4 protein-coding genes are annotated in these 13679 nt (G+C 49.9%); 3 read left to right on the forward strand and 1 reads right to left on the reverse strand.

Annotated features, from left to right (window positions below; genetic code table 11):
- Nucleotides 1-83: 83 nt before the first annotated feature.
- Complete coding sequence (locus tag HQRW_RS14590; protein ID WP_231852494.1) at nucleotides 84-287, reverse strand: hypothetical protein; 204 nt, start codon at nucleotides 285-287, stop codon at nucleotides 84-86.
- Nucleotides 288-665: 378 nt separating this feature from the next.
- Between HQRW_RS14590 and HQRW_RS14595 the strand changes: the two genes are divergently transcribed.
- The 3 genes from HQRW_RS14595 to HQRW_RS14610 all read left to right on the forward strand — a co-directional run bounded on the left by HQRW_RS14595 (nucleotide 666) and on the right by HQRW_RS14610 (nucleotide 13630).
- Nucleotides 666-3539, forward strand: a complete 2874-nt coding sequence (locus HQRW_RS14595; RefSeq protein WP_014554942.1) for a helicase-related protein — start codon at nucleotides 666-668, stop codon at nucleotides 3537-3539.
- Between the two features lie 2 nt (nucleotides 3540-3541).
- On the forward strand, nucleotides 3542-7594 hold the full coding sequence (locus HQRW_RS14600; protein ID WP_014554943.1) for an Eco57I restriction-modification methylase domain-containing protein: 4053 nt from the start codon (nucleotides 3542-3544) through the stop codon (nucleotides 7592-7594).
- Nucleotides 7595-8323: 729 nt separating this feature from the next.
- Nucleotides 8324-13630 (forward strand): DEAD/DEAH box helicase, encoded by a 5307-nt coding sequence (locus HQRW_RS14610; protein WP_014554944.1) that lies wholly within the window; start codon nucleotides 8324-8326, stop codon nucleotides 13628-13630.
- Nucleotides 13631-13679 lie beyond the last annotated feature (49 nt).

Here is a 13679-nt window from a genome sequence, read left to right on the forward strand (position 1 = left end):
GTGACAAAATGTGTCTATAGCTAGTCATGATGTAACGTGATTTTCTCCGTATGCAACTTGATACCACCGTGTAAATCGGACACTCAGTGAAGTTGAGCAGTCATCTGTTGAATTCCGTAATACAAAACTGGACCCAATACAGCACTGAGAATAACTGTTCCAACGAGAGGGAGAATTCCTGTCGGATCGGGACTGAGTGCAATCAAGATGCTGAATCCACTAACCACGGCAATAAAAATAGATATGCCTACAAGCGCAGTCTGTGCCATATCGGAGCGTACACTCATATCCCTAATAAAACGGCATTTTCTATTTTCCCGCTGAGAAACTAATACCAATCGAACAATATCGTGTTTGTCACAGATGTCCCACAGTCTCAGAGTCGCTCAGAACACATTTCAGTATAGTAATACACATCATATTGCAAGAAATATTAGCATGCATACGCATCAGTATAGTTCGGGGAAAATGTAATTTAGACTATTTAATACGGTGCTGTTTTTACTTCACTTTAGAAATAAAATCGCTCAGAGCTGTAATATGTATATATCTCATCACTACAGAAGCCTGGGCTGAGTAGCCCGTCAGTAAGTGGGATCAGGAGACTCCTGTGCAAGGCACAAGTATCTACAGATTCCATACAATGATATCATAGCCTCCAACGAATGAGTTCACAAACATCTCCAAGTATCCAGCCAGGTGCCGTAGTCAAGAATCGAAACCGACTATGGAGAGTTGATTCCGTTGATGGAGACGTTGTCACAGCGACTCCCATAGACGGGAGCACTGCCGACAAGCATCGGTTTTATATTCCGGTCGAGGATATCAGAGAGGGCAGTCTGAATCCGCCAGATTCTGAGAAACTCGGGAATCCTGAGTTTCAGCGGCTACTAAATCGGTCATATCGGCTTTCGATGCTACACGGGACAGCTCCACTCGTAAGCCTCCAACGGTCACGGGTTATCCCAACCGAGTACCAGCTTACTCCAGTTGTAATGTCTTTGGATATGCCCCGTGTCCGAATGCTGCTGGCTGACGACGTCGGTCTAGGGAAAACCATTGAAGCAGGCCTCATCACCAGCGAACTGATGGCCCGCAACAAAGCGGATCGTATTCTCATAATTACGCCTGCGAATCTCCGAGACCAGTGGCGTGAAGCGTTTACCTACTTCTTCCACATTGATGCGGATATTATCAGCCGCCGCCATCGAAAGGCGATGGAAAAGGAAATCCCACCAGGAACTAGTCCGTGGGAGCATTTTTCGAAACTCATTGTCAGTATCGACTACGCCAAACAAAATAGCGTTCGACACGAGATTCTGGATCAAGAGTGGGATCTCGTCATTATTGATGAGGCACACCAAGCGGCGAAACCGCATGAATCCGGGGCAAACGAAACCGTCGATATGCAACGCTGGGACTTTGCGACCGATATCACCGACCACGCTGAACACTGTCTCCTCCTGACGGCTACGCCCCACAACGGCTACACGGATTCGTTTGCGAGCTTGATTCGGATGCTTGACGTCGACGCAGTATCTGGTCCTCGACATGACCCTACCGTTCACCGAGATATCGCCCGAAAGCATGTTGTCCAACGACGGCGGGACGATGTCAAGCGATGGTTCTCTGACAGCGACGGTCAAAGTCCCTTCCCAAAGCGAGATCAAGACGAAGTACGGGTTACGCCGACAGCATACGAGGAAGAGACATACGATGCCGTCCGAGAGTATGGAGAGCTGTTGATGTCCTCCGCACAACGGTCAAGCTCCAAGAGCCAGACGCTGGCTCGTTGGTCAGTCATCCACTTCCTGAAGCGAGCATTAAGTAGCCCCGAAGCGCTCCGCCGATCGATAAAAAACCGTCAGGAAAAGCTCGAAGGTCGGCTGGATGAACTTGACGAGGAGGATACCCAGACTGTAATCGAAGAGACAGCAGGAGTCTCCGAGTCGATGGCTCAGGCGAATGCACTTGACGACGATCCTGGTGAAGAGTACAGTGAAGAGGAGGTCGGAGAACGGGTCGAGCGGGTCGTCACGGGTGATAAAGCCGCTATCGAACAGGAACTGGAGGTTCTCGAAGATGTTGCAGAAAAGGCGGAGCGGGTCACCAAAACCCGTGATGCAAAGTTACAGCGGCTTCTCGACGAAACTCTACCCCAGCGGTTCCAATACCCTCGTGTCATCATATTTACAAAGTACGTGGATACGCTGGAGTATCTCGAAGAGCAGATCAAGGATTCGCAGGGTGATGAGACCGAAGTCTTCACTCTCCACGGGTCTCTAAATGAGGCACAACGGAAGGAGCGGTTCAAAGAGTTTGAAGAATCTACACGGGGCGTTCTCATCGCCACTGACGTCATCAGCGAAGGGATGAACCTCCAACACGCCGCAAACCAAATTATTCACTACGAGCTGCCGTGGAACCCGAACAGATTGGAACAGCGGAACGGTCGAATCGACCGATATGGGCAGGAGAACGACGAGGTCGTCATCCGGACGATGGTCGTCGAGGATCAGATGGACGTGGCTATTCTCGAAAAACTCGTCCAGAAAGCGAACAACATCAGGCAGGAGTACGGGTTCTCACCACCGTACTTCGGCGACGACGAAGGGATCCTCGAACTGCTCAAAGACGAGGGAATCGACGCTGGCGTTCCACAGGCAACACTAGAAGAGTTCGGCGGCTCCGCACCAGCGGAGCGTGAGAGTGCGAGTGTCTTTGACGACCAGACACTTGACCGAATTAAATCCGAATCGTTCTACGGGCATACTGAAGTCGGCCTACAGGAGGTTCAAAAGCGTCAAGAAGAGACCCACCAGCGAATCGGCGGGCAGGGCACGTTAGAGCAGTTCGTCAAGAGTGGTCTGAACCTGTTCAATTGCTCGTACGAGATGAACGTCCAAGGGCACCTCAACATCGAGGTTACTGCTGATCGACTTCAATCACCGGACATCAAACGTGAGTACGAGGACGTGACGTTCGATCCCAACGAGGCGTCCCAGTCATCGGATGCGGAGATGCTTGACATCGCCCATCCGCTCGTACAACGGCTCATCGAAGCCGTCAAAGAGACAGCGTTGACCGATGAGAACCGCTACGGGCGGACAGCAATACGGGGAACCGATGAGGTGAGGGAGCCGACAGCAGTGTATACAGCACTGGTTCGATACGTGGCAGACACCCAGCCCGATCCGACGATTATGGAGGAGTTGGTACAGGTCGGGTTGCCAATCTACGGGGACAAGCCACTTGAGCAAGATACCGTTGAGGCTTTAGAGGAGAGTGAAGCCAAACCGGTTCAGCGCACATCGATGGAGAAGGAAGACGAACTCAGAGCGGCACTCGGACACGGAGCGTTCGAACAGACGCTACAACGGCGAGCAGAACAGCGGCGGGACAAGATTGTCGAACAGCGGACCGAGATGCGAGCGGAGCTTGAGAAATCCGGAAGTGGAAGCTGGCTGTCCGGGATTGATGACGTCGAGATTGCGAGCAAAGATCTGCTGACTGTCACCATCTATTATGGGAGCAACTAACGATGAGTATCGATACACCCTCTACCGACGCTGAAATCGAATCGAGTTCCGATACGCCACGAACCGGATCAACGACATTCATTAATACGAGCGGCGGTCTCCTCACCGAGGAACTGGTTGGCAAAGTCCGTCAACGTCAGTGCGGAGAGTCTGCCGTCCGACCGGAGACCTTTGCGTTACCGAACACGGAGCCGCCCGAAGAGGCGGACATCGAAGCAGAGATCGGGAATACGTGGAACACGCTTCGGGAGCGATGGGACGAGCTGACTATGGACGAGACACTATTCCATATGGACGTCTCGGACGCTCGCAACAAGTGGATTCTCAAGCTATTCCGAAACCTTGGCTTCGAGCCGGTCTTCCAGCGTGAGAATCTCGAAGCGGGCGGCATCGAGGCGAACCTCTCTCATAAGGGATGGCCGGACGGCGAGATCGAAAACTATGGTGAACTGGAGGGGCGGACGGCTCCAATCATTCATACCGTTAAGCCGGAACAGAAGCTGGATCAAAAACCCGAAAATGCTCCTCGTGGAAGAAAAAGTCCACATGACACGCTCCAGGAGTTCCTAAATGCCAGCGACGAACATGACTGGGCTGTCGTAACAAACGGGCTGACGCTCCGAGTTCTTCGGGATTTCTATCACACGTACACCCGTGGATACGTGGAGTTCGATCTGGAGAATATATTTACGACCCGGAATTACGGGGACTTCCGGGGACTCTACCGGCTCTGCCACGCTACACGGTTCATCGATCCGATCGTAGCCGATGAAGAGGAGGATGATATTGAGACTCCTCTGGAGCAGCTCTACCAGGTCGCTCTGTCTACTGGGGTCAAGGTTGGTCAAGATCTCCAATCCAACGTCGTAAGCGCCATCGAGACGCTGGGGACCGGGCTACTCAACCAGGAGATTCGGGAGTTCCTCAAAGAAGGTGGAGAAGAGGAAGCCAAAGAGTACTATCAGGAGGTCCTTCTCTTGGTATATCGCCTGCTTTTCCTGATGTATGCAGAGCAGCGGGGGATGATGGCGTCACGTGATAGCCTGTACACCAACGAGTATAGCATCACGAACCTCCGTAGAAAAGCCGAAAACCGTCGAAGCGGGAGTGACCGAAATACTGATCTTTGGCACGGCTTACAGTCCACGTTCCGTCTCGTCGAGAAGGGTGACGACGAACTCGGCGTCCCTTGTTACAATGGAATGCTCTTCGACTCGAACCGGTTTGAATGGGTGTCCGAAGCCGAGTGTTTCAACGATGATCTCTTGGATGCAATTGAGGATCTCACCCTCATTGAGCACGAGGGCACTCGCCAACGAATCTCGTACGCCGACCTCGGTGTTGAGGAGATTGGGTCTGTCTACGAGAGTCTGCTCGAGTTTACACCGAGGCTTGCATCTGAAGTAATTGAATTGGAAGACAGAACGATTACTCGTGGTAAGTTCTATCTCGACGACCGGGGGACCGAGCGAAAAGAGACCGGGAGCTACTATACTGATCCGGGATTAGTTCAAGAACTTATTCAGAGCTCGCTGGAACCCGTCGTTGAAGATCGTATGGAAAACGCTGTCACGACTCCGGAACAGGAAGAAGCCCTCCTCGACATCTCTGTCTGCGATCCAGCAAGCGGAAGTGGTGCGTTCCTGATCGCCGCCAACAATTTCTTAGCACAGCGACTCGCTCGCATTCGATCTGACAGTGACTATCCGCCTGGAGACAAGATTCGTGAGGCACGCAGAGATGTCCTCCAGCACTGTATCTATGCAGTCGACCTCAATCCAATGGCCGTCGAATTGGCAAAGGTCAGTCTCTGGATAAACTCTGCTGTAGAAGACAAGCCGCTAAACTTTCTTGATCACCGTATCAAACAAGGAAATTCGCTTGTTGGGACAAATAGAGATCTAATTAATCGAGGCGTTCCTGCTGATGCCTATGAGACATCGAAGGGTCGTGACTGGCACATTGGCAATGAAATAAGGAAACGTGTCCGTCAAGAAAATAGCGAACTGAATGATAATAACCAACAGATTCGGCTTGATACTCAGTGGGATGACCGTCAGGAAGATTATGTAAGTCTTGCAGAACAGTTGGATCAATTAGAGGAATCTGAGGTCAAGAATATAAATAAGAAACAAAAAATCTACAATGATCTCCGTGAGAGTGAAAATTTCCAGCGGGAGAAACTTGCCCATGACGTATGGACGGCAGCATTTTATTGGCCGCTCGATGGTTCTGCAGAAGAATATCCAACGCCGAATATAATCGAACAGATTCGTCGAAATCCGCCGACACCATCCAACAGTTCTCTTTCTGAACTAACTGGGTTACAGGCTGTGCGTGAACGTGCAACTCAACTCGCAGAGAAGGAGTCGTTCTTCCATTGGAAGCTCGAATTTCCAGAGGTATATGCAGCTGGTGGATTTGATTGTATCATCGGCAACCCTCCCTGGGAGATCGTAGAATTTGAAGAAAGAGAATTCTTTGCCGTCCAGGCACCTCATATCGCAGATGCAAGCACTCAGAGCGAGAGGAGAGAACTCATTTCAGAATTGGAAAAAACGGATCCGGAGCTCTATTCTGAGTACCAGTCTGCAGTGAACCGTATGGAAAGTCGTGTCCGGTTCCTGAAAGAGAGTGGGCGATACGAACTTACAGGGACTGGCCATGTCAATACATACTCAACTTTTACTGAACACGCTTTATCGAACATCAACAACTATGGACGGTGTGGAATCATCGTCCCACAGGGTATTGCAACAGATTCAAACACTCAAGAATTCTTCCAGCATATCGTAGAAAAGCGTCGGCTTATCTCCCTCTTAGGCTTCGAAAACCGAAGTCAATTATTCCCAGATGTAGACGGCCGGTTTAATTTTTGTCTACTGACTCTGAGCGGTCGAAAAGAGACGCAAGAAAAGTTTGAGCTTGCATTTTATTTGACCGAAATTGATCAATTACAAGACGAACAACGTCGGTTCAATTTGTCCAAACGAGACATCAAAACGATTAATCCTAACACAAAGACTTGCCCAACATTCCAAAACAGAGAAGATGCCAATCTTACCCTCAATATCCACAGAAGAACAGATATATTAAAAAAAGAAGCGGATGGATCCGGAAATCAGTGGGATATTTCGTTAGAGAGGATGTTCCACATGTCAAATGACTCTGGACTTTTTGAAACCTCCTCTACTCTTCAACAAGACGGTTTTGAATTGTCTGGGAATATTTTCGTTAAAGATGATTTGAAGTATTTGCCGGTGTATGAGGCAAAATATATTCATCAGCATGATCACAGATTTGCCACTTATGAGGGGATAGAAAACGCTCCAGATGAAAAACCACGAAAGCTATCGCCGGAAAAAAAAGATGTGGAAAATAAGCGAGTTATCCCTCGTTATTGGATAAAAGAAGACGAATACAAATCTCAAGAATACGAAGATTGGCATCTCTTGCTGAGAGCTATTACAAACGCCACAAATGAACGAACAGTAATTGCTTCACTTGCCCCTTCAACACCAACTGTCAACAGCGTCAACCATGTCTTGGGAGTTTCCGCACCGGATGGACTAATTCTATCTTCATGCTTGAATTCTTATGTTCTGGACTTTGTTGCCCGTCAGAAAGTTGGAGGTACTAACCTGAGCCAGTTCATAATAAAGCAACTACCAGTACCTACACCAGAGAAAGCCAATCAAATACAACTAGATAATAACCCAATACGGAAGGCAATCTTAGAACGTGCGGAAAAGCTAATATACACAGGATCTGATCTTTCTTCTATCGGATCTGAGCTAAATAACGACTCTGATCCTTACCAATTTACTGAGCCAGATGGGAAGAAGCGAGAAGAGGTCAGGTATGAATTAGAAGCGTTAATTTGCCATCTCTATGGGATTCATTCGGAGGAATTCAAACCTCTATTTGACTCTTTTAAGCAGATCAAACAACGTGATCAGCAAAAGTATGGCTACTATCGCACCCGTGATGAAATTAAACGCAGATTTGATGACTTAGCACCCAGAATCACGTATGAATCAAAGTCGGAACAATAGGTTCATGTCTGAATTAATTTATTATGCTCGTCTTTTTTTCGTGAACAGAATATGTCAAAATAAATGAGTCAGACTGGTTGGATAAAAATCCAAATCTGACTGAATACCGGATTAGGTAGGAAAATCACCCCTGGAATAGGGACTCAATTTCGTTGAAAAATTCTGTAAATACGGTTTTGATTATATTTGAATCATTTAATCCAGTATGTAGTATTTTTCCGAAGAAAATATAGTAAACGTTCAGAATCAGGGTTCGGAGAGTAATAGAGACAAGGCATAACCTTCGGATCATAACTGGCTTTCTGGTCATCGAAATAATTATTCAATTGATATACAGTCCCTATCGAACTTATCTAAGTACACCAGACTTCTGAATTCAAATTCAAAATCGGCAACATTGTCAATAGTAATGAAACTATTTATGCTCTTGATTAACTCGTCATGGGTTAACCAGAGTTCTTGTTCACCGCTCGCTCCAGCGATGTCGGACTTTCCTGATCCGAAAAGTAACACTGTCGGACTATCTGGAGTGAATTCTAATTTGAACGTATGATGGTATTCTGGTTGATATTGTTGCTCGTGAGCGTCTAGATCTCCATGTAGTACAGCTAAATCTAACTCCTAATTAATATCGCCCCTACCAACCGGACTAACGAGCTCCATGTCCTACCTATCATACTCAGTTCTCTTATGAAAAAACGTTTACAGCTTCCCATTAATAAGCAGAATATGTCATCTCGTCTCAATCCCTTTGACGCCCTCGATAACGTCCAATCCTCCTATCGATCCTACGTCGAGACGTTTCAAAACGTCGACGATGAGACGATCAACGCTTGGATTGAGAACCGCATCGAGACGGGAAAGGTACTGTGGAAAGAACCGTTTGTTCAATTGAATCAACGCTTCAAGTACGGCGACACCCTGGAAGAGTTCGTTACGGACAATAAGCTCCACGAGAGTATTCTGGATGTATTCACCGGTGTCGGCGGCGATCCCATTGAGCCGTACAAACATCAGACCGAGGCAATTCAGTCTATCCAAGCAGGAAACAATACCATCGTTTCCACAGGGACAGGATCGGGGAAGAGCTTCGCCTTTGGGATTCCGATCGTCAGTCACTGTCTCGAAGCTAAAGAGCGAGGCGAGGACGGGATCAAAGCGGTCATTATCTACCCGATGAACGCTTTGGCGAACTCCCAGTACGAGGACTTCGCAGAGCGACTTGACGGGACAGGTCTCCGGCTGGGACTTTACACGGGTGACACACCGCACAACCCTGACGAGGCACCAGAGTTCCTCCGGCAGTTCGGTCGTGAAGAGGCGTTTGACTCCGAGATCGTCTCTCGGGAAGAGATGCAGAACGACCCGCCGGACATCCTGATGACGAACTACGTCATGCTTGACCTCATCCTTACCCGACATGAAGACAAGAAGCTCTTCCCAGAGATGCACGAGGGAGCCTTACAGCATCTGGTACTAGACGAGATCCACACCTACACCGGTCATCAGGGAGCCGACGTCGCCGCACTGGTCCGCCGGCTGAAGCAGCACACCGACGCTGGAAAGGAACTCGTCTGCGTCGGTACTTCTGCGACGGTTCAGAGCGATGAGGGGATCAACGCCAACGACGAGATAGCCGAATTCACTGGGAAGATCTTTGGTGAGGAGGTCGACGTCAACAACGTCGTTCGGGAGTTCCATTACCCATTACCCCTCTCTGACGACGAACCGCTTCCTGACGACATCGAAGTCACCGAAGAGGACATCGCAACCTTCGACGGGAGTCTCGAAGCCGCACAAGACCTCACCGAGAAACTCCTCGACCGGGATCTGATGCCAGCTGAGACAACCGATGCGTCAGCACTCGGGAATGCGCTGGAGAATCACCCAACGATCAAGTTCCTTGATGAAGAGCTTAGCTCCCAGAGCCAGCAGATCTTCGCCGGTGAGGATGACAAAAGCGATGACGGGAAGGATCTCGTCAGTAGCTATCAGGAACAGTACCGACCCGATGCATCTCGGTACGACATCGAGCAGGAACTACAGGCAGCCCTGCTAATGGGGACGGTTGGGACGACCGAGATACAGGGCGAGGAACAGCCGATCTTCATCCCGAAACTCCACACCTTCTTCAGTCAGGGAAGTGGTCTCGTCTCCTGTCTCACCGAGGAGTCCCTCGATGACGACGAACCACACCTGAGTGACGCCGGCGACATCGAGTGTCGCACGTGCGCACAAGAACACGACCGTTCTCGGACTGCCTACCCGCTCTCGTTCTGTCGGGGATGCGGTCAGGAGTACTACACCACGGTTGTCGATCAAGAGAACACCGTCACACAAGGTGCGTTGAGTACCTTCGTAGACACGGAAGAGGACGAAGAGGAGGCGTACCTAATGCGGGGCGATTGGGATCGAGAAACGGCTCCACTCCCCGATGAGTGGCTAAATGAGAATGGGCAGCTTCGAGATACCTACATCGAGGCTGAACCCCGACCGGCTATTTACTGCCCCGATTGCGACCAACTCACTCCTGGACGAGTAGAACAGGGGCAGCTCGAATGTGGATGCTTCGCTGCGCAGGGGCTTGAGGTGATGCGGGTCAACCAGCCGTTCCTGTTCTGTCCGAACTGTGGCGTCCACTACACTCGCCGGGTCAAGAACGAGTTCAACAAGCTGTTTACCTTCGGGACTGTCGGCCGCTCGACAGCGACGGACATTCTCATCGGAAACACGATGCGGAACCTCCCCGATGACCAGCAGAAGACCATCGCCTTCTCTGACAACCGACAGGATACTGCATTGCAGGCGGCTCACCTCAATAACCTCTACCAGCGGATTCGATTCCGACGCTCGCTGTACCATACCCTTGTAGAGGGCGACGATGTAAGTCTCACGACGCTCGGAAACGATATCTTCGACCTCCTTGATGACAAGGAAGCCCTTCCGCCAGCCATAGATACAGGGATGTTCGGACCGTCGGCTGAGGATCGTCAGAACTACAGCGACTATCTGCTGTTCAACGTCATTCTCGAACTCGGTCGTGAACAGCAACGCACCCAGCAGAGTCTCAAAGACGTCGGACTGGTCAATGTCGAGTACGAGAACCTCGATAAGCTGGCGGATGTAGACGATGTTTGGGACTCGATCCCCGTACTTTCGAATGCAGATCCGACGGTGCGAGAGGAGTATGTTCACGGCTTCTTGGACATCTTCCGCCGGAGCATTGCAATAGACCACGATAGCACCACGAACTTCGCCGACTTCAAGCGAAACGTCATCAACCAGCTCGACGAAGAGGTTCATTTCCACGGGCAGGAGTTCTTCAATTTCCCAGTCGGGTACAGTGATACGGCAAGCACTAACGGAAGGCACCGGGTTCGCCGACTTACACATCCTCGCTCTCGACACGTCCGTTGGACATCCCGTGCGTTAGACGTCGACACCGATACTGCGAAGTCAATTATTAACAGCGTCGTTGAGCTCATCAGCGACGACGAAATACTCAAGCTGCTGACGCAGGAGTCGCTGAAGTACACTGGGAAAGTATATATGTTGAATCACAGTGCTGTTCGAGTCACGCATGCCAATCCCGAGGACGTACGGGTCTGTCCAAAATGTGGAACACCGACGACTCGGAATGAACTTGATGTCTGTCTGAATTACAGCTGTGATTCGATTATACCCGAGGAAACAAATCTTGAGTCGTCCTACTTCTATGACCTCTATACCGAGTCGCTTGATGACGCCGTTGATATCATCGCCGGCGAACACAGCGGTCAGGTTGAGAACGAAAGACGGAAACAGTTAGAGTCAGATTTCAGGGAGGGCGAAAAGGTGAATACTATTGTCTCAACGCCGACGATGGAACTCGGAATCGACATTGGTGATCTCTCGAATGTCTATATGCGGAACGTCCCACCAGACCCGAGTAACTACGCTCAGCGTTCCGGGCGGGCTGGACGGCAAAATCAGCCGTCGCTGGTCACGACATTCTGTGGTCGTGGGTTCGGGCGTGGTTCTCACGACCAGTACTTCTACCAACATCCAGAACGGATCATCGCAGGAGAAATCAGCCCACCTACGTTCCTACTCAACAACCAGGATCTGATTGAGTCGCATATCAACGCCCTCGTTCTCGAACAGATTGAGCTCAAGTTCCAGAGCAAGCCCCGACAGATGCTGGTCATCGAGGAAGGAAGCGACTACGAGATTATGCCCGATTATCGGGTAGACCTGGAGAATGCCGTCAAGAACAACCGACAGAAGATCATTCAGGCGGTGAGACAAGCGTTTGTCCGTGAGCGTGAACAGGATACCGTCGGGGAGTGGTTCACCGATGGCTTCATCGAGCGCCAAGTGGACGACTTTGTCGAGAATCTCGATGAAGCCTTCGACCCGTGGCGTCGTGAGTACACCCGCTTGAGCCGTGAATTGCGGCGATTGAATCAACTCCTCGCCACCGAAGGAGGGTCATATCAAGATAGGATCGAGCGCAACGCCATCGAAGACCGGCTTGAGGATATGCGTTCAGGGAACAAACGCTTCTATACTTATCAGTACCTCCGCTCACAAGGGTTTCTGCCGAATTACGGATTCCCAAGACAGAGCACGACGCTAACATTCACTTCCCGAGAGGACGATATTCAGCGAGATCAGACACGGGCTATCAGCGAATTCGCTCCTGGAAATCACGTTTACTACGCCGGAGAGCGGTTTGCTGTGCGGTATGCCCGTCCTCGGACGAAAGACTCAGAGCCAGTTACCCGACATCTCCGTGTCTGCCCGGAGTGCGAGACCATCCTGATGGGAGAAGATGCTCAGGAGTCCGCAGCATGCCCCTCGTGTGAAACCTCGTTCGATGGAACTCATCCAAATCCGAATGCGATGGAGCTCCCGAACCAACACGCTCAGCCAGAGGAGAATATCACCAGCGATGAGGAGGAGCGTCGTCGGCGGGGATACGAGATTAATAGCTATTACGAACGATCTGATCCTCGACAATTTAAATTAGAGGGTAACGGGATCGAGGCTAGAGTAACATATGAAGCGAGTGCGAATATCGTTTTGATTAATAGTGGGCTCCGAGATTCTGATGAAGATGATCTCGACGGGTTTGCACTTTGTATGGAGTGTAACAAATGGCTGAACAGCAGGGATCAGATCGAGAGTCACGTTGACGAGGACGATCCGGATTGCTATGCTAATGCATCAGAAGAAGCAGTCAAACATGAAATCGAGCTGTTCTCTGAAGGGCAACACGACACAGTGACGCTGACCACACCACTCCCCGAGGGGCTTGAACCTGAGCAAGCTGATGAATTTTATCGGACTCTTAAAGAAACCATCTATCAGGGTATTCTAGTTGCGTTTGACCTGGATGAGGAGGAAATTGACACCTTTGTCAAACCAGCAATGGGAGAGTATGGACAGGTCAGTATTGTGATCTACGAAACTAGTGAGGGAGGAGCAGGCGTGCTTCGCTCACTAATGGATGAGGCACGGTTTAAAAAAGCAGTTCGGGAAGCACAGACTGTTGTTCACAAGGATACTGATGATGATGGTTGCGAGCGTGTGTGCTATGATTGTCTTTTGTCTTTCTACAACCAGCCAGAGCATGAGTTCCTCGATAGAACACTTGTTGACTCATGGTTAGATAATCTCGAAAATGCGACTCTGACTGAACTAAGCGAAACAAACAGGACTGAGATGACTGAAGAGAGATTTAATGAGCTTCTCAAAGCCTGTGAATCCAGTTTTGAGCGTGAGGTCCTTCACACTATTCGAGATCAAGAGTTTGAATTTCCAGACCAGGCTCAAAAAACCGTCTACGACGGCGGTGAGCCAGTAGCAAAGCCCGACTTCTTTTACAAACGAACTGGGCGCTCTGTGGCTGTATTCGTCGACGGTCCTGCTCATCAGAAGGATTACGTCATACAGGATGACGAGCATAAACGAAGACGGCTGAAGAAGATGGGATATCGAGTTGTGGCAGTTACTGATATTGGGCAAGTCGAGGAGATGTGGGAAAACATCTAAATGACGAGGCTTTCTGAAGCCGTCTTTAATTATACATTATATAACCGAA

Origin of the sequence: Haloquadratum walsbyi C23 (genome assembly GCF_000237865.1) — an archaeon.
Taxonomy (GTDB): domain Archaea; phylum Halobacteriota; class Halobacteria; order Halobacteriales; family Haloferacaceae; genus Haloquadratum; species Haloquadratum walsbyi.

Bases quoted from the DNA above. Each gene is read 5' to 3' on its own strand.
- HQRW_RS14590 (WP_231852494.1), bottom strand. From the start codon at position 287: ATGAGTGTACGCTCCGATATGGCACAGACTGCGCTTGTAGGCATATCT.
- HQRW_RS14595 (WP_014554942.1), top strand. From the start codon at position 666: ATGAGTTCACAAACATCTCCAAGTATCCAGCCAGGTGCCGTAGTCAAG.
- HQRW_RS14600 (WP_014554943.1), top strand. From the start codon at position 3,542: ATGAGTATCGATACACCCTCTACCGACGCTGAAATCGAATCGAGTTCC.
- HQRW_RS14610 (WP_014554944.1), top strand. From the start codon at position 8,324: ATGTCATCTCGTCTCAATCCCTTTGACGCCCTCGATAACGTCCAATCC.